We start from the raw sequence: 23,260 nt of genomic DNA on the forward strand, positions 1-23,260 counted from the left end.
TCGAAAAAGCCAGATCAGGTCAACTGCTCAGTGATCCACCGACTTCCCCGTCGACATTCACCCAAAGATGCGGTAAACCCAGCGAATCGAGCCATTCCGCGCCTTGTTTTTCCTTGAGCATCCCGATCGTGGATGCGCTGCCCGCAACGACACAAAATTCACCGACCACACTCACCGCTGCCATATAATTCACCGGCCAGCCGGTTCTGGGATTCAATACATGGCCATAGCGCACGCCATTAAGCGTGATGCAGCGTTCGTAATCACCGCTGCTGGCCAATGCGCCCGAATGCAGCAATAACATTTTCAATACCCCACCAGGCTGGCGCGGATGCCGCACCGCGACCCGCCACGGACTGCCATCATCATGCGGGCCAATCACCTTGATATCTCCGCCCAGATTTACGATGCCGTGATGAATACCTGCTTCCCAGCACAACGAAGCAGCCCGGTCAACGGCATATTCCTTGACCACACCGCCAAAATCAATCTCCATCCCCGGCACTGGGAACGCCAACCGTGGTCGTCGCCAACTCAGTTTGTGCCAGCCAATTTTCTCAAGTACCGACTGAATCATCTCGTCACCCGGAATAATATTCGACTTGAAATCCCAGGCTCGACGCAAAATTCCCGATGTAATATCGAATAACCCATCGCTTTGTTCATAGCAGGTCGCAGCGTAATCGAGCAATCCGGCTGTTTCGTCATCCACCGTGATAGTCCCGCCGCGCGCAGCCACGCGGTTTATTTTCGACAAGAAACTATCCTGCCGATAACGCGAATACCGCGCCTCCAAACGATGCACGTCGTCCATCGCCGCCTCGGCTACCCGTCTGCCCATTCTGGAATTTCTGGCGTACAGTTGGATACTGCAGGGCGAACCCATCGCCTTGAAGTCATAGTGGTAGTAATTAAGGTGAGCCATATCAGCTCGATATGTTGATATCGCTGAGGATTTTTAAAAGATGACGATCTGCATAATGCTTTGCCATTATGCCATTAAATCAATAATTGGCAGGATAAGGTCATTGGATCAGAAGAGACTGAGATAGATAAACACAACTGTCAATCTTGGCGAAAATATCAAAATAAAACTATTAGGGTCAAAAATGGTAACTCCAAGTCGCTGCCAAAGATCCCTGGCGGTTCAACTGGAATCCGTTGAAATCGTTGCTGATCGGTTGCAACCATTCTATGCCGAAGCGGTTGCCGGCGAATCGGCCGGCTGGGATTCTGGCATTGACGCCGAATCCCATGTCCCAGAATTGCCCACCGTAATTCGATGGAAAATCCATCGGGCCCATGCGCGCGTTGAATTGGTCAAAATCCCGATGAATCCTATCCTGCCAGGTATATGCGCCGCGCACGGTGGCGGTCAGCCAATGCGTCAGATCGAATCCGCCCCAGGTCGTCGCCTGTACCATATCACCTAGGCGATAACCCGATTTGTTCTTTTCCTCCAGGCGCTTGATGCCACTCAACTGCGCGCCCCATGACCAACGGCTTCTCTCTCCGACGTACGTCAGGCTCGGCATGAAATCCCAGGTGCCGCTCCCTAATTGCATGCCAAAATGAATCAATCCACCTTCCTCGGTATGCGTGCGGCGCATTTCAATATCGGTTTTACCAGTGGGCGCACTCAGGCCAAGATTGACGTGGATACGGTGTCCTGAGATGTCGAGCAATTTAACCAGAGAGGAGAAATATGTGTCGCTCAACGCGCCAGTTTCGTGCACCAAACCAGCATGGCTACTATGTGCGGCTGACCGCAGCGGATCTTTCACACCGGATAATTCTCGCAAATTCATATCCATATCCATGAATGTCGGCATCAACATCACATTCAGCCAACGCGTCGGCGCGTACATCAGATCGATCATGTGCATGCGCATGTCCATATTGGCAGGCGTAAATTGACAATCCTGACCACTGCATCCTTGGTCGATGATGCGCTGATCAGCTGCTTTGTGAGTACCATGCATCATGTTTCCGCCAGTCCAGTTATACATGAACCGGTAGCCCGCCATAAAATCCCCGGCTTTATCGAGCATATGGCCAAACATGATTCCGGCAGGCGGTATCGTGTGATGGTGATGCGATGCAGCATGGTTATGAGACATCGCGGAACTGTCCTGGCCACCCATCGGTGAAGAAGTGACGGGTTCGATATCGAATTTGACTGCCGCATTCGCGACATAATAATCGAAATCGGTAAAGCTACTACTGCCGCCCCCGCCAATTTGCATCGAACCGGCACGCGTGTAATATTCAAAACCGGCTTCGAGTGCAACGCCTTTTGCCAATAATTTGCTCAGCACCACGCCGCCGCTCAATGCCCCGAATCCTGCCAGGCGATGGTCGCTGGAAAAATTTTTCGGCAATTGATAAGGAACGTATTTAGGCTGCAAGGTTTGGGCCACTGCATCATCAATCGCATTGCCATTCTGATCGACATAGCCAAACACGCCACTTCGAAAATATAAGGCGTCAGGATTGGTAGGATTGAAATAAATCTCTCGTCCCAAGCTATCAATCTGGGGTTTTTGATAAGTTTGTTGAGTGAACAAATAAGGCCGATAAAAACTGGCTGAATCCTGCGAGTAGTAACGGATCCGCGGCGTCAACGTCCAGCCGCTGCCAAGCGGTTGCACCCAACTGGCATCAAATGTATGCGTATTGACGCCCCAATCGTCGACCGATAGGCGGTAACCCAGATGCATAGCTGCATTGAACGGACTGATGTAATGCACATATTTCGCATTGAGCGCAACCTGGTTACGAGTACCCGGCCGCTGTTCGATGAACGCGCGCACTCTCCCGGTAACCGGTGTCGATAGACCATTGTTCAACTCGGCCGGGTCGACGAAAATGAACGACATCGCTTTGTACGGATTTTCCAGAAAGCCGCTGCTGTGTGTATAGCCGATACTGGCATCGATGTATGCATTCTTGGTCAATACCTGCGTCAGTCCAACATTGGCAACCCAATCCTGCCGATCATCCCGTAAAATCTCTGAACTGCCACGGCGTACGATGTTCTGTATATACGCATCCTTATTGATATACGGTGATGAATCATGATCGAGGATGGCACCAATTTCACTGAAGGTATAGCCGCCATTGAATTTGACCGTAGTCAACTTCTGATTGAAATCGAGGCGGCCGCCGATATTGCCGAAACTGGATTTGTAGTCGCGCTCGCGCGAAAAACCACCCGCGACATTGATAGCGGCTTCGTTCCACTCGTGGCTCAAACCAAATGTGGCCTGACGACGCGTTTCCGGTGAAGCCGACACCATGACCAATACCGAGCGAGGATCGACATCGCCGGTCAATTGCTTAGTGAACAGATCCCGTCCAATGGGGGTCAAATCGCGATTCAACAGCACATCGCTCTGGAGTATCGGAGAAGCACCTGCAACCACCCCGCCCTTACCAAAATATGCACGATTCCCGCCGGTAGTGGCCAATGGCGTTGAGGTGATCGGCGTCGCACCTGACCAGGTATCCTGCGTATAGCTGAACGAAAACGTGGTGCGGTCGGTCAATGAGAATAACCCGCTGCCGTGCAGAACATCCGCAGTGATGGGCTTCAAACTGTGCGGCGCACCATAGAGATTGCGCTCGCCTTCCTGATAGCGGCTGTACTGGAAATTGATGCGCTCTTTCGCGCTGGCATGTCCCGGTGACAATAACAATCCGGGTAATACCAACGCCGCGCTGGTCAAGGCATGAAGCGCATGTTGGGAATGTACCGCTGATCCTGATGAATGATCAGACAACTTCCGGCAGCCACGGTAACACTGCGGCTTTTTATTTCGATGCAAAATGACTTACCTTTTTTACCTGATTAATCCACCTTCCTGCTGGGTGAAGGATTAGGGATGGAGATTTGGCTCAATAACAACCGCAGCCCCCGCCCCCCGATGTGGATTTATGGCTGGGAGCCGCTTCACGACTGCTGTAATTATGCGATTGGATTTCACTTTGCAGTGGATACGGCTCCAATTCCATCTGCGGTTGGGCGAGGTTACCGCGCTCCCAGGGAGCTACATTCGCGCATCCTGTAAAGACGATACTCAATATCAACGCTTGCAGGATAACAGGTAATATCTTCAGCTTAGAAAGAGAAGAGCAATTCTTAACCATTGATTATTTCTCAATGAGATCAACATACCTCGGACTATTCCGTCAATAACTGCGTGATCAATGCCCGTAATTGCTGTGATTCATCCGAGCGAAATCCCTGATGAATATGCCGTACATTGCCTTTCTTGTCGATCAGATATGACGTCGGCATCGCCATTAATTCGAATACTTTGGCGCATTGCTTATTGCCATCGGCTACAATCGAAAAATCAACAGGATTATTCGCAATAAATGCCTGAGCATCAGCAATTTTTTCATCCAAATTGATACCAACCACATGCAACCCTTTATCCTTCAATTCATGTTCGAGCTGATTCAGGAACGGAAAGGATTTAACGCACGGCGGACACCAGGATGCCCAGAAATCCATATACACCACTTTTCCCTTCAATTCCTGCAGAGCAAAGGTTGATTTGCCATCCAATGTAGTCAATTGGCACGACTCTGAGGCCTGATCTAAATGCTCTGCATGAGATGTAAATCCGCCTAAGAGCAGTAATGGTATACACGAAAGAAAAACAATTAACTTATCCATCATATCAATACCTACATAAAATCCTAAACGAATACAGATTCGAGCATCAAACTCAATAATTATTGATAGTACAATACATTCGGTGCACTTGTTTCAGTGTGCACATCATTCGCAATCGCTTTGCAATGGTAAGTAAAATTAAAGGTGCGCATCCCAGCGGCGGTTTTGTTGACTAACACTAGATAGTTTCCATTACCGCCATACACTCGAGCCTCAGGGCCAGGTTCTCCATCACCAGAGACTGGATCAGTAGCATTAGCAGCAAGGCGATCTTTAATTACTTGTACACTAAGAAATAAATTATCCTGTGGTGGCGAAAGATCTTCGACCTGTGCAACAAAATAATCCGTGGCAATATCCGTTCCCACAAGATTACTGCAATTAACAACTGCATATCCGATGAAACCGGCATTATCACTATTCACATCCATCGGAATATTAGGTTCTTCATGAGCACTTGATAAAGTCATATACCCTAACAAAGCTATTCCAAAACCAGTAGCCAATAGCGTATTCATTATTTTTTTCATGATTCTAATTCCTTAATTGTCAATTAATAGTTACTGTTTTTATTGTTAGATTTTTTGTACATTTATTTCAATTTCTCAAACCAAGATTCAACATGAGCCTCCCACAACTGCCATTATTCATTTAACACATTTGGCTCGTTTCTAAAAAAACCTCGCTCCGATAAGGAAGGAGGGAGAGCGAGGTTTCGTAACAAAATTGTATTATCTACAAAACCTATTCTTACATTCTTATTGAGGCCAAACTTGATTGCCTTCAAACTTGATAGGCATATCTCGATTGAGCTGTGCAGCCGATGGTTTGACCTCAACAGCGGTTCCAGTTCCTCCGCAACTTTCCGGTAATGCGCTGGTACGGGTAATGGTCAATGAAGCAGCGCCATCTTCTGTGCTGTCATAGGGAGTGCCCAATCCGGCCAATGTCCACTTATTGACGGTTTCATCGTTAAATCCGGAAATCGCGGTGATCTCACAAACATCCACGATCGATACATGAAACTTGACACTTGCGGCGCATGAATCAGTTTTAATTGTAATGGCTCCTACTCGGAAGGGAATATATCCATTCAAATGATGCGGCAAAGAATTTCCACCGCCTGCCCAAAAACCGACGACATTACCGTTCGCATCAGTCTTCTCATCTTCAAAATTGAAGATAGCCCGGCTATAGTTTTTTTGAATTGAATTTCCCCAGTCGGCAAAATCAGTCAGAGCGCCAGTATGAGGTTGTCCGTCAACGGTAATCGTAGAATCCACACCATCGGGAAACACAACGCTGGTGCCGATCACATTGTGCTCTCCACACCCATGGCCAATGATGATATTGTTGGAGCTTCTCGCACCTTCCGGAACGCTTGGAAGCTCGAGCGTCGTATGCGCCAACACGCTTACTCCCCCTATTGCTGCAGCCATACTGACCATTGAAACCGCCAAAAATTTTAATCCTTGTTTTTTACACATTTTTTGCCCCCTTCTTCTAAATAATTTTTACTTCCAAATAACCGCTAATCAATAAAACTTAAAATAAGTTAATTACATTGTTTTTTTAATAATTTAATCTCTCCAGTGCATGGAATGTATTCTTCTTCTACTCTATATTCTCTACTCTGTAACTTGATTATCTGTTGCCATTTTTGAAATATCAATGCGACAAATTGTCGCACCCCTATACGCATAATCCGCCACTCAAACCTTATTAGAAAAATATCGTGTTTTTCGCTTGATTTCTTCTTACTTATCCAACGCTTGTTATTTTTTCTAAAACTTTCTAAATGAGATATTCATCGACAATATATTCTAATCATTGCCAACTGCGGCATTTTGCCGCATTGCCATTCACGGAACTATTGATGACAATACCCGTGCGCTCAATTGAAGTTTTATCAGCCTTTCTCACTTCTTTCTTTTCTGCATACAGTTTTTTATATCACAATAATATTCAATCGGAGAATGTGTAATGCTCATACGTAAATTACTACTAACATCAAGCATGATAATAATTTTGGCTGCAATTCAACATGCACAGGCTCACACAGTTTTGGAAGTCCCACAAATAACCGAGCAAAAAAGAAGCAGCAATAATATTGTGATCGGCCACGGTTGTGGTGAGTCGCCAGTGATCGGCACCAGCGTCGTTATACCTGATGGCATTGATTCGACTATCACCACGGGCACCACTCAGGCAGGTGGTACCGATCCATATACTGGCACTCTCTCTAACTTCATAAATTGGGGTAACGCTATTCAATTGTTGCAAAATCGTTCGGTATTCAGTGAGCAAAATGAAAAAACCGATAGCCTTGGTAATGTCGTAGGATTTTGGTCGGGCGGCGGAAAGGGTGTAGCCGCTAATCTCAATGCATATATCCCTTTCACCATTAGCGCCCTTTTTGTGGAACCTAGTTCATGCGCTAAAAGCGTACGGTTCGACGTGGCCATCGTTGATGTATGCAAAATAACCCCAATCACCGATATTAATGATGACACAGCAGTAAGTTTATGGACACCCGCTGTCGGTTCCAAATATGATGGTGTAGAGGGTGGTCATGCCTTCAATTCTCCAGCTTTTTTGACTATAAATCGGGATTTGACAGTCAATCCCCTACCAGAAACCTGTGGTGAAGGATTACATGTATACGTAAGACCTTCTGCTGCTCAGATTGATCGCGATATGCCCATTATTTTCGATGGCACGCAGATTTGGCCACAACCTTAAGAAACCCTCAAGTGACGATTGCACACGGTCAAGCCCGGTGAAACCAAATATAGAGGCTCATTTACAGTCAACCAGTAACCGTCTTTTGCCTAATATATTTGGTTCGCCTAGCTTGATCGCTGCTCACTTTCTTTTCAAAGGCTCCCTACCTTTCATTTCTTAAATATGGAGGAAGAATGATAACCAATCGATTCATATCCTATGCATGTGTGTTCTCATTGAGCAGTGTCACTGGTAGCGCTTTTGCCACGATGACGTATCTCGATGAAGCATCGTTTACTTCCGCCCTGGGCGGCGCCACCACTACTCTTGAAAGTTTTGAAGAACCCCCTGTCGACAATTCATCACCACTTGTATTTCCTACGGTTGAAGTGTCTTGCGACGGTTCAGAATGGTGCTCCGGTTTTTTTGGTACCTCGACCGTAATGCCGACGGATGGTTCGTTCGGGGTGTATTTTTCAACTCCCGACAGCATTACGTTCACTTTTTCATCGCCGATCACGGCATTCGCAATCGATGTGGGCGATCTGGGCACGCGCGGCGCAACGGATTTCAGCGCCACCCTATCCAACGGTAACTCGGCAACGCTATTCACTGGCTTTACCGGCACACCAGATAATCAGGCGTTTGTGGGTTTGATTGATACCACGGAGTTCACTTCCATCACTTTTCAAGGTTCGGCGCCCAATGATGGCATTTATTTTGACAGCATGCAGACCGCACTGGTGACGGCGGTTCCCGAACCCCATACCTATGCGCTGCTATTAGCTGGTTTGGGATTATTGGGAATGACGCATTTTCAAAAACGCCAGACAGGCACGGCAGCAATCCAGCAATAAAGCTTTCTATCTTTGTCAATGAAAAAATCCCAATGAGCAATGCTCATTGGGATTTTGCTTTAAACGCGATGATAATAATGCTACTGCAAGAGCACAATTACTATTGTTGCTGCTTGGAAGAAACGCTCGTTCCTGTATGAACATTAGTTGCGGTTTTGCAATGCACCTGAACATCATAGCTATCGGTTCCCGCAGTACTATGAGACACGAATAAATTATAAACACCCGAACCTTGCGTTACTCTTATCAGCGGACTGTACGCCGCGTCGGTGTCGGTAGTATCGGTGCTGGCTTGCGCGCATTTGTTGGCTGTGCATGGCGTGGTGCCTTTTTGCAAAACGATGCCGACTTTAGAGGAATTTGCTGTCATATCCTTGACTTGTGCTTCGGCATAGGAAGGTGCGCCGGCGCCATCATCGAAACAGGAAACTTGATAAAAATCAATGCCAGCAGCCAAGCCTGTGGTAAAGCTACCTGCTTGGTTATGAGCCAGCACTGCGCCTGCCTGACTGATCATTAATCCACCCAATACTGTAGCCACTGTATTTTTCAATCCTGAAAATTTCATATTTATGCTCCTTAATTATTAGGTTGTGATACCTATTCTGAACAACAATGGATTCTCAACAAAAATCGATGATTTTATGGAGAATTATCAGTTCGATCGAGTTATGTCACTACTTCGACGACGTTTCGAGTTTCATGGCGGCCAATTCTCTGACGGCCTCTTCTTCGTCGCTCAACGCTTGTTCAAGCAGGCTGGCACCTTTTTCATCCGCACTGAGGCTATCCACTGCCATCAAACGCACTGAAAGCTCGCTGTCCTGCAGAGCCTGTTCAAGTATCAAAGGCACATCAGCGCAATTCTGCTGAGCAAGCGCATATACCGCCTGTGCTCTGACATTCGAATCCGGATCGCGAAGCGCCGCTTGCAGGATTTTTTGTACGATATTAGCGTCCACTGATCCTTTACCGGCGAGTTGAGACAGCGCGCTAACCCGATCCAGGGGATTATTCGAGGAAGCCAAATTCATGAGTTTGGCTGATAATTCCCGGTTCGACTCTTGACTCTCATTGGCGTTACAGCTAATTTGCAATGATTCCAGACTGTTGAATACTGCCCGGCTATCTGCATTGCTGGCATCATTCGCCAAGACATTACCGGCGGCAACCGCAAGCGAAGACATCATGACCAGGATCGGTATACCCATTTCCGGTTTTTTTACTATTCGCATAATTACTCCTTAGTGATAAAAAAGAGAATTGAAGATGAAGTGAGAGCTCCCGTTCTCACTTCATCTTCAATTTAGAAACTGCCTAAACTCTTAAGCGAACAGCTTAGCTTAATGTTTTGGCCAGTACTGTTTGCCTTTAGAGCTTTTGATTGGCATGTCGCGATTGAGCTGCGCAGCCGAAGGAATGATTTCAACATCTACGCCATCACCGCATGCTGCATCCAGAGGATTATTCGTGGCATCACGAGTTACAGTATAGGTGGCTGGTGAATTGTATCCGCCCAATCCGACACCGTCGTAATTTGAACCTACAGCAGGAGTCCATGTTTCAAGTACTCCATCAACGAATCCTGATATGGGTGTCACTTTACAAATATCTGCAATGCCAAGAACAACTTTGACACTGCGTGCGCAGGAGGTTGGTTCGATGAACATGGCGCTTGCACGGAATGGCAGATATACCGTATAGCCTTCTGGCATTTTTCCGTCTTTCACCCAAAAACCAACGACGTTGCCGTTAGCATCTTTTTTCTCGTCTTCTGATTCGTAGACGCTATGATCCAGAATTTTTTGGAATAAATTTCCATAGTTAGATACATAAGTGTCAATTGTGTCATTTGATGGGGCGCCATTGACTTTAATGATGGAATCCGCACCATCCGGGAAAACGACTGTGCTGGCGATGGTATTTTTGCCTTCTCCGCAGCTATGGCCGATAACGACGTTATTGGTGACTCTAACCCCTTCCACAACCGTTGGTATATCCAAGCGAGTATGCGAAAATGCGCTTTGTGAGACGCCCACCAGTAATGCAACAGCGACTGCTGCCTGGGTTGAAAGCTTGAATTTTTTATTAATCATGTTAAGAAAACCCCTTTTAACTTTTTAATGAATTATTTTTGTGCTTCTCACTAGAGGTTGCTTTTTGAGGTGGATCTCAAAAAGCAACCCGAAACCGATTCTTTTCATTTTCCCTGACTGAACAATTGATAGATGTTCCCTAAATAAAAAGAATTGATTTCGGCGCCAATCATATTTTTTAATCCACCAAAACACAATGCGGCAAAATGTCGCAGGCACGCATGAAATAAGGGTTATTTTCTTACGCCTGATTTTTCTAGTATGCAAAATTAACAATCGCTTACCGATCAGCTCGAAAATCTTCACTACTTGATTTCCCACATGACTGCGACAATTTGCCGCATTATCAGCAGCCGCTTTCTTACTTAGAATATCAATCGATAGAAATCTGCAGAAAGATTGAACTTCAAGATTGAACATCGAAATTTGCGCACGTTGAATTTCCTTCCCATCTCGATCCTCGTCAAACCAGCAGGTTAAAATCATTTTTTATAAATAAATACAAAAATTATCAAATTACAAAAATGATTACTCAAAAAAATTTTTTATTCCATGCCAAATCACTGTTAACTTTTTCTGCTTTCACATTGCTGTGCGGATTCAACCATGCCAACTCAGCACCGGACAACGCTGCCAGTCGTTCACGAAATCAGAACTGTTACGTCCTTGTGGCTGATCGTGTATTCGATGGTTTCAATTTGCTTGAATATTCAGCAGTATTGATCAGGAGCAATAAAGTTATTCAGACCGGCGATGCAATCCAGTTGAGCAAGCAATGCAGCCGCACCGTCGATCTCGGCGATGCCACGATATTGCCCGGATTCATCGAATCGCACGCTCATCTGACGTTCCAGAATATACCTGCGGAAATCGTATTGAAGCACGGTATTACCACCGCACGGGATACAGGCGGCCCTCTGCTCAAACCCTCAGGCGGCGCCGGCACCTTACGCCTGATCAACGCTGGCCCGATCATTCAAGCGAGTGGGGGCTATCCACTGAATATTTTCGGTCATGGCGATCATGCAACCACCGATCAATATGGTGATATCGGTATTGTCGTGTCGACCGCCGAAGAAGCGCAAAAAGTCGTCAAAGATCTCGTGGATGGAGGTTCAGCGCTGATCAAGCTTTCGCTGGAACTCGGAGGAGAAACCGGGGCTCCATGGATGTCCAGTCATGGCCACGGCACACCCCCTGCCACACCTTGGCCGCTGCTGTCACTTGACATCGTCAAAGCAATCGTTGCCAAAGCACATTCGTTGAACCGCAGAGTCGCTGTCCATGTGGGTGAAAATACCGGGGTCGAGCTTGCACTCGATGGCGGTGTCGACGAATGGGCGCATATACCTTGCGCGGAAATTCGCGATGAATTGCTGCACCGCGCCGTCGCTCAGCATGTGACCTTCGTAACGACCATTGATACGTTATCGGCTTGCACTGGCATCCATGCTAACGTGCATAAGCTTTCTCACCTCATTGCGCATAATCCCGATACGCGTTCCAAATTCATCTACGGTTCTGAAATTGGCCATGACAATGTGCCATGGGGCATCAATGGAGAAGAAATGAGCATGATGCTGCATTTAACCAGCGGAGAAGCTATCGAATTCGCCGATGTGCTGAACGTATTCAAAGCAGCCACCTCAGAGGCCGGAAAAAATTTAGGAAAACCATTGTTGGGAACCCTCTCGCCGGGCGCACCTGCGGACATCATTGCCGTGCGTGGCAATCCATTTCTGAGATTCAAATTACTGGAATATCCGGATCTGGTCATTTCCGGCGGCCACTTCATAGTCAACAACTTCAAGAAAACCAAAGCTAATCCTTAAAGGCACACCATGAATCGATCTCCTTCAAAACTCCTTGAAAAAATCTGGCTGCATTGCACGGTATTTCTGACCGGCGCGGCGGTAATGGTCATCGAACTGCTCGGAACCCGCCTGATCGCGCCTTTTTATGGCGCCAGTCTGTATGTATGGACTTCCCTCATAGCAGTCACGCTGATTGCATTGGCGATCGGTTATTATGCCGGCGGAATCTTGGCAGACCGGGCCCGATCGGGACTCTCCGTGATTATTGCAGCCGCTGGCTTCTTGACGCTCATCATTCCCTGGCTGACAGGCCCAATTCTATTGGCAACCGATCCATTAGGATTGCGCCTGGGAAGCTTTATCAGCACGCTGATTTTATTTTCACCCAGCTTGATCCTGTTGGGCATGGTAGGTCCATTTGCAGTCAAGCTTTCGACTTCGGCACTGGCCAATGTAGGCACAAACACAGGCTCCATTTATGCGGTCAGCACCGTTGGCAGCGTGATCGGAACCTTATTCCTAGGGTTTTATTTGTTTCCACTGATTGGCTCCCGCGAAATTTTCATCGGCTTGGGCATCGCATTGCTGATACTGGCGATACTCATCACGGTGATCGAGCGAAAATATCAAAAATCCACATTGTCTCTGATTCCCACCACGCTATTGGTCGTGATCGGTATCGGGTTATTTCCGCAAATCGCCAATTCTGGCAAGCCCGAATCCAGCGAAACGTTCAAGACTTTATTCGAACGCGAAAGCTTGTATGGCTGGGTTCGAGTGATCGACAAACCCAAAGAGAACATTCGCTTATTGACTGTCGATGCATCGACGATAGGGGCAGCCAGCATCAGTCACGGCGAAAACCTCCTCACGTATCAAAAAATCGTCGGACACCTTCCGGCATTAGCGCCAGCGATGAAAAATGCCTTATTGATCGGCCAAGGCGCGGGCCATATGGCGATGACGCTGAAAGAATATGGCATCGCCACTGATACGTTGGAAATAGATCCGGCGGTAGCTGAGGCAGCAACCCGTTTCTTTGGATTCAAGCCAAGTGGCCGCGTCATCATTGGCGATGCCCGCTACGAAATCCGTAAACTCAAAGGCCCCTATGATTTGATCATATTGGATGTATTCACCGGCGGCTCGGAGCCGACACATTTACTCACGGTTGAAACGCTCGCTCAATTGCGGTCTCTGTTGAACGATCAGGGTATGTTGGCACTGAATTTTGTTTCTTTCTTCGAGAACGGTCAAAATGCCGCGCTTGCATCGGTATCAAAAACGATTGCTGAAGTTTTTCCCTATCAGCAAGTATTTATTTCTGACCTTGGTGCAGATTTCAACGATTTTATTTTTCTCGCGACCAATCACGACATCAATCTTGCCCAAAACGAATTGCCAAAGAAACATCATGATTGGTTAAAGCAGCGGATGTTATCGGTCGATCAATCACGGGGGATCGTGCTGACCGACAATCTCAGTCAATTGGAACTGTTACAGATGCGCAAATCAGAGCATTATCGGCGAATGATCGTGGATACGTTGGGTACCCGACATTTCATCCGCTAATGAGTGAGGCCTTGAAAAACTGGGTTATTCGGATGCTGCATGATGGGCATGATGCAACATTTCAGCCGCATGCTTACGGGTGACTTCGGTAATCTTCACGCCTCCCAGCATACGGGCGATTTCTTCAATTCGTTCTGGCTGATCAAGTACCTTGATCGTGCTCGAGATCGGCTGATTTTCTGCCAGGTCTGCTGATTTTATAACCTGCCACTGCTGATCTCCGCTTGCCGCCACTTGCGGTAAATGCGTGATGCACAGCACCTGGCGCTCATTGGCTAATTTTTTCAGCAAATTTCCGACGATCTCTGCCACCTTCCCACCAATCCCAACATCGACTTCGTCAAAAATCAATGTCGGTACCGTGCCTAACTTGCTGCAAATCACTTGTATTGCAAGACTGATGCGTGATAGCTCGCCGCCCGAGGCAACTTTCGCCAGAGGCCGTAAGGGTAAACCCTGATTGGCCGAAACTTGAAATTCAATCTGCTCAAAGCCTTGAGCATTGCCTTGCTCGCTCGGCGTCAGTGTCACTGCAAATCGTCCACCCGACATCGCCAGCATCTGCATGGCGGCGCTGACTTGGTGCGACAGCGCTTCGCTACCGTGCTGACGCACCTGGCTTAATTGTTTGGCCAGTGCCACATACTCTGTTTTAGCCGCAATTTCTTGTGCCTGCAGATGACTGATATCGGATTCAGAATCCAACGCCTCTAATTGACATTGGAGATTATCAAGCAATGGCGGTAATTCTTCTGCCGATGTGCGATATTTTCGTGCCAGCGCGTGAATGGCCGACAATCGCTTTTCCATATCCTGCAGGGCTTGTGGATCCAGATCCAGGCCCTGCCGGTAATGCTTCAGATCACGTACTCCCTCCTGCAATTGAATTCTTGCTGAGTCAAGCAAATCAGTAATTGCTTCAAGTTGTTGATCATAGTCAACGAGAGAATGTAATTGCGCAGTGATGGCATCCACTTTTTTCAGTACAGCCGACTCGCTCTCGGATAACGTTTCTACAGCACTATCCGCTGCAGCCAGCAACGTTGCCATGTGCGACAATCGGTTATGATCAACCTGTAACTTGTGCCATTCATCCGTCGTAAGATTAAGGTCGAATAACTCCTGTACCTGCCACTCCAGCTGCTCGCGCTTGAGTCGAGATTCCTCCATCTGCTGTTCCATGGCTATTCTGTGCCGTTGGCGGGATTGCCAGCTTTGATAGGTCGCCTTGACCGTACGCGCCAATTCGGCGCAGCCAGAAAAAGCATCGAGCAATTCGAGTTGGATATCTTTCTGAAGCAACGATTGATGGACATGCTGACTGTGAATATCGATCAAAAAATTTCCAGCAAGGCGCAGTTGCTGGAGTGTCACACCATGTCCATTGATATAGCTGCGCGAACGCCCCGAGTTTTCAAGGATACGGCGCAACAGGCAAAGATCGGGATCACCGTCAAGATCATTCTCCCGCAGCCAATGCTTCAAGTCTGGCAGCCGGCTGATGTCGAAGAGAGCATCGATTTCTGCGCGATCGCACCCCATCCGTATCTGGTTGATATCTCCGCGCTCTCCCAAAGCGAGTGTGAGCGCATCGATCACGATGGATTTACCCGCCCCAGTCTCTCCGGTAACCACTGTAAATCCCGGCATGAGATCCAAGTCAACCTGATCCACGATGACAAAATTTTTAATGCCTAAATGTTTGAGCATGTAGGTTGAGTATTGACCGGTCTCACGGAAATTCGCTCCACCCTAATTTCTCCCTGAGCATGCGGTAATAGCTGTGATTGACTGAATGCAATAATCGAACTGTTTTGGGAAAACGCCGAACGATGATGCTATCGGTTTGTTCCAGATCCCAACAGGAGTGGCTATCGCAATTCATGCGCACATAAGCGGAACTGCGCAATTGAATCTCGACGCTCGCTTCCGGCCCGATGACAATGGGCCGATTGCTGAGGGTATGCGGGCATATCGGAACAAGCGCGATCAACTCGAGACTTGGATGCAGAATGGGCCCGCCCGATGATAAAGCATAAGCCGTGGATCCAGTGGGTGTCGATATAATCAAGCCATCTGAACGCAACGTGTTTACATATTCACGATCCACCTTGACCTCAAATTCAATCATCCCACTGCTCATGCCACGGTACAGCACCACATCATTGAATGCCAGGCTTTTATAGACAATGGTTCCACTCCGGATAACTTCAGCATATAACAATATCCTGCGCTCAGTGCTGTAATGCCCTGCCAGAATCTCATCAAGCGCCTCAAACATCGTTTCCGCAGACAAATCAGTGAGAAATCCCAGCCTTCCCTGGTTGATGCCAATCAGTGGCACATCATAGGAAACCAGCATCCGCGCGATGTTCAACATCGTTCCATCGCCCCCGATAACTACCGCAAGATCAGCCTGTTCGCCAATCTGCTCCAACGATAAGACGGGATATCGATCGGTATGTACCTGGGACGCGGTTAGATGATCCAACAAGACGGTATAGTTGCTTTTTGCCAGATAATCTGCAAGGTTGAGCAGTGGCACTGCAATCTCTGGATTCTTATGCTTACCGATCAGAGCAATGGTCGAAAATGGCGAGTTCATTTCTAAAAAGTATCAATGATCACAGCAATTGGATCAAAAGAGGGAAACGCAGAAAGCCTGCCCAATATACGCTACACTACACATACTTCTGCTCTGTAAAAATGGTGCATCCGTAGTTCCCAGAACTTGAAATTAACGTCCAAAGAACCATCTATTCATCACTTGCTCCGAACTGAACAAAGATATGCTTCACTGTAGAAAGTTTAGCATATATAAGGCAAAATCAATCCTCCTAACTCAACAATGATGCCGGCAAATCGTACATAATGCGCTATGTTAAATGAACGTGCTCAAATACTATTAAAAACCCTGGTAGAACGATATATTCACGAAGGTCAACCGGTTGGTTCGCGTACACTTTCGAAATTTTCTGGATTGGATCTGAGTCCTGCAACAATTCGAAATGTCATGGCTGACCTCGAAGAAATGGGTTTGGTAGCGAGTCCGCATACGTCAGCAGGAAGAATCCCCACACCTAAGGGTTATCGGTTCTTTGTCGATACTTTGCTCGTTGTTAAGACCCTGGACAAAGTAGAAATCAATCATTTGGAAAATCAATTGCATCCGGACAATCCCTCCCGGTTGATCAATGCCGCTTCGCAATTGCTTTCGGAACTGACGCATTTTGCCGGCGTGGTGATAACGCCAAAACGTAAGGGCGCCGTGTTCCGGTATGTGGAATTCATGGCATTATCAGAAAAACGTATCCTGCTGATCATCGTGACCCCTGAAGGTGACGTTCAGAATCGCATCATCTTCACTGAAAACTCATATTCGCAATCTGATCTGATCGAAGCGGGTAATTTTATCAATCAGCATTATGCCGGCTGCACCCTGAATGAAATACGTAGCCGACTGGATGTCGAGCTGAAGCAATTGCGAAGCGAAATGACCAGTCTCATGAGTGCGGCGATCGAGGTCGGTGGAAATGCCATTGATGAAAGCAGTGAAGCTGTCGTTCTGGCCGGCGAACATAACTTGCTGCATGTCAATGATCTGACAGAAAACTTACTCAGCTTGAAAAAACTTTTCGAATTATTCGAACGTAAAACCAAGTTGCTTCAGTTACTTGAATTAAGCCGGCAAGCGCATGGGGTAAAAATTTTTATCGGTGGCGAATCGGATGTTGCTACATTGGAAGAATTCAGCCTTGTCACTGCCCCATATGGAATTGAAGGAGAAGTACTCGGCACTGTTGGGGTCATTGGTCCTCGGCGCATGTCTTATGAACGCATCATTCCCATTGTCGACATCACCGCAAAACTTCTTTCGAACGGATTATCTCAGCATTAATCACTTTGATATTTGCAAATCAGCCAGCAACATTCTTTTTTTCATACAGCCATACCTAAAATCAGACCATCACGTCTATGACTTCTGAACCTATCTATCGACACGGATCGCCACAGCGAACGGGTGTTTTGTTAATCAATCTGGGCACTCCAGATGCTCCAACGGCGGACGCTCTACGCCCTTATCTGAAGGAATTTCTCAGCAATTCCCGGGTCATCGAGCTGCCCAAGCTGTTTTGGTGGCCGATATTGCATGGCTTCATCCTGCCATTCAGACCAAAACAATCGGCAGAAAAATATGCCAAAATCTGGATGCCCGAAGGTTCTCCCCTCAAAGTCCATACCGAACGGCAAACTGCTTTATTACGCGAGGCGCTAAGCCGGCGATTGACCCACCCGCCTGTGGTTGAGTATGCGATGAATATCGGTAACCCTTCGGTTGCATCGATCTTGAAGAAGATGCAGGCACAGGGATGCGAGCGGATTCTGATCCTGCCTTTATTTCCCCAATACGCTGCCAGCAGCACCGCAGCCGCCATGGATAGCGTTTTTGCAGCATTGAAAACGATGCGCAATCAACCAGCCATCCGCACCATAAAACAGTATCACGATGACCCAGGTTATATTGCTGCCCTTACGCAGAATATCCGCGATCATTGGAATATACATGGCCGTCCCGACAAACTCATCATCAGTTTTCACGGCACGCCTCGCACCAGTCTTGATAAGGGCGATCCCTACCATTGCGCCTGCCAGAAAACCGGACGATTACTGGCTGAAGCTTTGTCCTTACAATCCAACGAATACGCCGTTTGCTTTCAATCCCGGTTTGGCAAGGCCAAGTGGTTAACACCTTATACTGCAACGACATTGATGGAATTGGGCAATACGCATATGCGTCGCGTCGATGTCGTATGTCCTGGATTTGTGGCGGATTGTCTGGAAACTCTGGAAGAAATTGCAATGGAAGTAAAAGACTCGTTCATTAACGCAGGCGGAAAAGAATTCCATTACATACCCTGTCTCAATGAACGTAATGACTGGATTCAAGCGTTGGCAGACATCACCTGCCAAAATTTACAAGGATGGTTGGACAGGCAAACTTCCGAAGAAGCTTGCCTATTATCCAGAAAACGTGCACTTGAAATGGGTGCCAAAAATTGAATATTCGAATTTCATCGCTGCGCAGTCAGGAAAATCGACCTTCTGGCAGAGATTGCAATGATTCAATGGAGCGAAAATCTGAAAGAGATAACGAATCCCGGTCAAGCAAGGCAAATCAGGTTGAAAGCGGAGTTCATAAATGATCAATGAACAGTTTGAATCTAATGCCTGATTTAAGCACGCCGCATGACCGAGTACGGCAGTTTTCACAAATTCCTTACACAATCCAAATATCGTTTGCCGCAAGTTCAGGATGTGAAGTTACACCCAACGTTTCAAGCAATATGCCCCCACCCGCTTTGCTTCCATTATTGTCATATATCAGCGCTCCGGTTGTAGTGTTATAAATGAGCCGATCATCCAGATCATGAGCAACACCGGTATCCGACGCCCAGAATCGCACATCCGTAGCGCTGAATTGCCCTGTCACGCCAACTGCAGAGAGTATCGATTTACTGAAGTGCAACTTATCTACGCCAGACACAAAATCAACGACGATATCTTTATTTGAGGTTGCATTGGCTGCGGTATTGAACCAAAAAATATCGGCCCCGTCACCGCCCGTCAATTCATCATTGCCAGCACCTCCAGCCAATACATCGTTATCGCTGCCACCATCTAAAATATCATTGCCAGACAGTCCCCATAGGGTATCGTTTCCGGCTTCACCGGTCAGCGTATTAACCCCACTGTTTCCTGTCAGAATGTTGGCTGCTTCATTGCCACTCCCCGAAATAGCAATTGTTCCCGTGAGCGTCAGATTCTCGACGTTCTCGGGCAATGTATAGCTCACGCCGGTCTGTACTGAATCATTTCCATTAACTACCGAATTCGCATTTTCGTTGATCTGATCGGAAACATTATCGATTACATATAAATCATCTCCCGCACCCCCCGTTAAGGTATCCATTCCAAGTCCACCATTGAGAGTGTCATTTCCAGCACCGCCTTCGATGACATCATTACCGGCTCCACCTGAAATATTATCGATGAATGCTGTACCCAGCAGATTGTTATTACCCGCATTGCCGACCAATGCAAGTCCATTAGTCGCCAGTGACGCATCGATATTCAATGCAACTAGCGCAGTTGAAACCGCAGTGGCAGAACCACCTGTTCCGATGACGACCTTTTCCAAGCCAATGTCGCTTGCGAAAACGACCAGTGTTTCGCCGGCGATTGTCGAAGAAAAGCGAAGTTCATCAGTACCGCTGCTATCGGAAATTTCTGCTTTTGCATGATTGGAACTCGTATTGATGATATAGAGATCATTACCTGCCCCACCACTCAATTGATCATCTCCGGCTCCACCAATCAATTGATCATTCCCAACGCCGCCCTCGATAACATCATTGAATGCGGTGCCGGTTAAACTATTTGCGCCAGAATTGCCAATCATCGTTATAGGACTGAGCATTGCCGAAGCATTGATGTTCAGCGCCAAAGTGCCAGTTGATATCGCGCTTGAATTAGTCCCTGTACCAATAACTACCCGCTCAATTCCGACATCTCCGGCAAATAAATTCAACGTACCGGCAGCCGTTGCGGCATAGCGAATTTCATCAATACCCGAACCTCCCTTATCGGAGATTTCAGCCGCTGGATGATCCGTGGCAAGATCAATCTGATAAATATCAGACCCTTCACCGCCATCCATACTATCAATCCCCGCTTTTCCATTCAGTAAATTATCTCCCGCATTACCGATCAGCGTGTTTGCAAGAGTATTTCCCGTTCCTCGGATATGTGCTGTTTCAGTGAGCACCAATTTTTCGACATTATTGCCAAGCGTATAGTTGATCGAAGATTTCACAAGATCGATGCCGCCTGTCGAGGCCGTCTCGATCACTTTATCAAGAGTATTATCGACCACATAGGTATCATCGCCATTTCCACCAGTCAGTGAATCGAGTCCCAACCCTCCATCAAGCAAATCTGCCCCTGCATTCCCATTCAATGTGTCATTGCCTTCCAATCCAAATAAGGAATCATCGCCGATCGTGCCGACCAGTGTATTGGCTCCGCTATCGCCATTCAGTATCTGTCCCTTAAAGGTCGTAGCCTTGATTGAATAGGTTCCTGTTGCGGACGAATAATCCCACGCGGCCAAATAATAAGTTCCTGTTGTAGGAGCGGTATAGATGATTTGCGAATTGGTTGTTCCGGAATAAGCATTATCATTGAAGGCCACGCCAGACAAACTTGGATTGAAAAGCTCAAGATATGGATTCAGATCACCACCAACCTTGTTGAGATTAAATACATACGTGGTTCCGGCAATTAAACTTACTTTAAATAAATCGCCGTCATTCGATTTCTCGATGGAACCCGACAATTCCGCACCATTGACAGTGAGCACGCCACTGGTACTGGTCGCCAACGGATAATCGTCGTCAGTAGGTAAGGCATCATCGTTCAGAATGGCGCCATTTGCCGTCGCCGTGCCTGCTATCAATCCTGCTGATGGATTGGATAATGTCACGGTAAAACCTTCATTCGATTCAAAGGTTGTGTCGCCTGACAGCAGAATTTGCAAAGCTTGGGAAGTTTCCCCAGGTTGAAAGGTCACAGTGCCTGATGTAGCCACGAAGTCATCGCTATTCGCCGCTGCTGAGCCAAATCCTGACACTGCCCAATCGATAGTTTGCAACGTTGCGCTGGCGGCGCTCAAACTGACGGTGAATGCATAAGCAGTCGTTCCGCTATGCCCTTCCGCCAGCGATGCTGAATCAGCACTGATTGAAACCACCGGTAAAGAAGGAGTAGGTGGGGTTCCTAATAGTTCATTCAGCGACTTGGTAACATCGGAAAAAATGAAATTTTCAAAATTTCGGATCGTATCTGAGCCGGTTATCCCGTTGACAAAAGTAAATTCTTGATTTCCTGAGGCAGAAAACGAATAACTCGACCATGCCCCTGAGAATACAATGGAATCCGCTCCATTGCCGCCATCCAATGTATCATTTCCAGCGCCAGCGATTAATGTATCATCCCCATTTCCTCCGGAAATGACATCATTTCCCGCTCCGCCATCCAATCGATTGCCGAGTAGATTCCCAGTGATCGTATCTGAGCCGGAACCACTCGTCGCATTTTCGATATCACTGGTATACGCAATGGCAATGTTATAGGTCATATTATTCCCTGAGGAATAACTGCCCGGCATTAAATTGATGGTATTGGCCGTAGACCATCCCGATAGATTCAAGGTATCAATGCCGTTCGAATCATAAATGGTGATGATCGGATTGAGATTAACGGAGAAATCATAAATGACTGAGAGTTTGTCACTGATATTGCTGCCAAATCCATAAATTGAATCGGTGCTTCGGGTAGTTGTTTCAGCTCCATAAATGGATTGAATCGCCATGATGTCATTGAGCATGGGCGTTTGTGGCGAATACAGCTGGCCATTCGTACCCACCCAATCTGCCCAGGCTACTAAACCCTCTCCGCTGCTTTGGCCTGAACCCCAGTTCGGTCCAAAATAAGACATCACTGAATAGACACCGCTGTCTTCAAAACTCGAGGGTGTCCACGAACCGGAACCATTATAGTTACCCATATGGTCTAGCCCAAACGCATGGCCAATCTCGTGCACATAAGAAAGAAAGGAATGTTTCCCAACTTGGGGCGTCATCAAATCGGCATACGCGCGATTGAACCATACGCTTCCGATCGAAGGGAAATAGGCGTGAGCGTAGCTTACGCCTGTCGTTGACGTTCCGAATTCGATGTTCGATGATGTCGATGTGGTTTTCTGCAAATCTGGAAGAATCAGATCATCCCAGGTTTGAAGCGCCACTTCCGCAAAGGATTGCTGAAGCGCATTCAATGCCTGGAAACCGGAAGCTTCCTGCGAACCATACAGACCGCTGGTCGTTGTGGGAAAGGCATAGGTTATGTTGCCATTGCCCCAGTGATAACCTGAGTCAAGTTGATCGAGAATTTGCTGTTGTGTCCATGACGATAGTGCCATTACTCCTCCCTCTCTGTGTATAAAATCAGCAAAGCGAGGAGTGCGAGAGAACCAATGGGAAATCAATGGACTTGATCATCTGTTGGTACGATGCAACCCGGCCACCCTTCCAAATTTCCATTGGTTAGGGCCCTCGGCTTTGCGTCCGGGAGTCTCCTCCCGTTTGCCTTTTAATCAAATTACTGATGCTACTCTCTATAAAACTCTATTCGATCGTCATTACCAGTCGAATATCATTTCAAGTTCAATAGATTGATTCAACGATATTTTTTCTTACCAGTTGATGCTTCTGACAAGTCGGTGTTTTAAGATCGCATTGACAGATTTCAAATCATTATCGACGAGAATCAATAAATCTTTAGAAAAGTTGTCAAAAAACTTATGGGATTACTGCGATGGTGAAATCAGACTCAAGTCATTCATTTCTCATTCAAAATTACGCTTTTCGTCTGATTTCGCTTTCCCAAACGTCG

General features: G+C 47.1%; 18 protein-coding genes and 1 riboswitch. Of the genes, 6 read left to right on the plus strand and 12 right to left on the minus strand.

Annotated features, from left to right (window positions below; translation table 11 throughout):
- Positions 1 to 19: 19 nt before the first annotated feature.
- From ABF87_RS01575 to ABF87_RS01600, 6 genes are all read right to left on the minus strand, one after another.
- Positions 20 to 925, minus strand: a complete 906-nt coding sequence (locus ABF87_RS01575) for an FAD:protein FMN transferase (protein WP_160827385.1) — start codon at positions 923 to 925, stop codon at positions 20 to 22.
- Positions 926 to 1,103: 178 nt separating this feature from the next.
- Entirely contained in the window at positions 1,104 to 3,782 is a 2,679-nt protein-coding gene (locus ABF87_RS01580; RefSeq protein WP_240143469.1) for a DUF3570 domain-containing protein, read from the minus strand.
- Between the two features lie 115 nt (positions 3,783 to 3,897).
- On the minus strand, positions 3,898 to 4,149 hold the full coding sequence (locus tag ABF87_RS01585) for a DUF4266 domain-containing protein (RefSeq protein WP_160827387.1): 252 nt from the start codon (positions 4,147 to 4,149) through the stop codon (positions 3,898 to 3,900).
- A 34-nt stretch (positions 4,150 to 4,183) separates the two neighbouring features.
- Entirely contained in the window at positions 4,184 to 4,582 is a 399-nt protein-coding gene (locus ABF87_RS01590; protein ID WP_240143470.1) for a TlpA disulfide reductase family protein, read from the minus strand.
- A 161-nt stretch (positions 4,583 to 4,743) separates the two neighbouring features.
- On the minus strand, positions 4,744 to 5,214 hold the full coding sequence (locus ABF87_RS01595) for a hypothetical protein (RefSeq protein WP_160827388.1): 471 nt from the start codon (positions 5,212 to 5,214) through the stop codon (positions 4,744 to 4,746).
- Between the two features lie 228 nt (positions 5,215 to 5,442).
- Entirely contained in the window at positions 5,443 to 6,171 is a 729-nt protein-coding gene (locus ABF87_RS01600) for a hypothetical protein (RefSeq protein ID WP_160827389.1), read from the minus strand.
- A gap of 496 nt (positions 6,172 to 6,667) precedes the next feature.
- On the opposite strand from ABF87_RS01600, the gene ABF87_RS01605 reads away from it, so the two are divergent.
- The gene (locus tag ABF87_RS01605; RefSeq protein WP_160827390.1) at positions 6,668 to 7,426 is read left to right on the plus strand and encodes a hypothetical protein; all 759 of its coding nucleotides are present in this window, start codon (positions 6,668 to 6,670) and stop codon (positions 7,424 to 7,426) included.
- A 176-nt stretch (positions 7,427 to 7,602) separates the two neighbouring features.
- Positions 7,603 to 8,265, plus strand: a complete 663-nt coding sequence (locus ABF87_RS01610) for a PEP-CTERM sorting domain-containing protein (RefSeq protein ID WP_160827391.1) — start codon at positions 7,603 to 7,605, stop codon at positions 8,263 to 8,265.
- Between the two features lie 100 nt (positions 8,266 to 8,365).
- Here ABF87_RS01610 and ABF87_RS01615 read toward each other — a convergent pair whose 3' ends face one another.
- The 3 genes from ABF87_RS01615 to ABF87_RS01625 form a co-directional block, all read right to left on the minus strand.
- Entirely contained in the window at positions 8,366 to 8,833 is a 468-nt protein-coding gene (locus tag ABF87_RS01615; protein ID WP_160827392.1) for a hypothetical protein, read from the minus strand.
- Between the two features lie 109 nt (positions 8,834 to 8,942).
- The gene (locus ABF87_RS01620) at positions 8,943 to 9,500 is read right to left on the minus strand and encodes a HEAT repeat domain-containing protein (protein ID WP_160827393.1); all 558 of its coding nucleotides are present in this window, start codon (positions 9,498 to 9,500) and stop codon (positions 8,943 to 8,945) included.
- A gap of 108 nt (positions 9,501 to 9,608) precedes the next feature.
- Positions 9,609 to 10,361, minus strand: a complete 753-nt coding sequence (locus tag ABF87_RS01625) for a hypothetical protein (protein ID WP_160827394.1) — start codon at positions 10,359 to 10,361, stop codon at positions 9,609 to 9,611.
- A gap of 524 nt (positions 10,362 to 10,885) precedes the next feature.
- Between ABF87_RS01625 and ABF87_RS01630 the strand changes: the two genes are divergently transcribed.
- Positions 10,886 to 12,193: an amidohydrolase family protein gene (locus ABF87_RS01630; RefSeq protein ID WP_160827395.1), complete on the plus strand. Its 1,308-nt coding sequence runs from the start codon at positions 10,886 to 10,888 to the stop codon at positions 12,191 to 12,193.
- A 9-nt stretch (positions 12,194 to 12,202) separates the two neighbouring features.
- On the plus strand, positions 12,203 to 13,747 hold the full coding sequence (locus tag ABF87_RS01635; RefSeq protein WP_160827396.1) for a fused MFS/spermidine synthase: 1,545 nt from the start codon (positions 12,203 to 12,205) through the stop codon (positions 13,745 to 13,747).
- Between the two features lie 24 nt (positions 13,748 to 13,771).
- On the opposite strand, the gene recN is transcribed toward ABF87_RS01635, so the two are convergent.
- On the minus strand, positions 13,772 to 15,457 hold the full coding sequence (recN, locus tag ABF87_RS01640; protein ID WP_160827397.1) for a DNA repair protein RecN: 1,686 nt from the start codon (positions 15,455 to 15,457) through the stop codon (positions 13,772 to 13,774).
- Positions 15,458 to 15,479: 22 nt separating this feature from the next.
- A complete protein-coding gene (locus ABF87_RS01645; protein ID WP_160827398.1) occupies positions 15,480 to 16,352 on the minus strand; it encodes an NAD kinase in 873 nt (290 codons plus the stop codon).
- 273 nt (positions 16,353 to 16,625) lie between these two features.
- Between ABF87_RS01645 and hrcA the strand changes: the two genes are divergently transcribed.
- Positions 16,626 to 17,645: a heat-inducible transcriptional repressor HrcA gene (gene hrcA, locus ABF87_RS01650; protein ID WP_160827399.1), complete on the plus strand. Its 1,020-nt coding sequence runs from the start codon at positions 16,626 to 16,628 to the stop codon at positions 17,643 to 17,645.
- A 77-nt stretch (positions 17,646 to 17,722) separates the two neighbouring features.
- Entirely contained in the window at positions 17,723 to 18,808 is a 1,086-nt protein-coding gene (gene hemH, locus ABF87_RS01655; RefSeq protein WP_160827400.1) for a ferrochelatase, read from the plus strand.
- A gap of 217 nt (positions 18,809 to 19,025) precedes the next feature.
- Here the strand turns inward: hemH and ABF87_RS15205 are convergent, their stop codons facing one another.
- Complete coding sequence (locus ABF87_RS15205; protein WP_160827401.1) at positions 19,026 to 22,787, minus strand: M10 family metallopeptidase C-terminal domain-containing protein; 3,762 nt, start codon at positions 22,785 to 22,787, stop codon at positions 19,026 to 19,028.
- Positions 22,788 to 22,875: 88 nt separating this feature from the next.
- Positions 22,876 to 22,965, minus strand: a riboswitch (cyclic di-GMP riboswitch).
- Between the last annotated feature and the right edge of the window lie 295 nt (positions 22,966 to 23,260).

Source organism: Nitrosomonas sp. JL21 (genome assembly GCF_009833095.1).
In the GTDB taxonomy this organism is placed as follows: domain Bacteria; phylum Pseudomonadota; class Gammaproteobacteria; order Burkholderiales; family Nitrosomonadaceae; genus Nitrosomonas.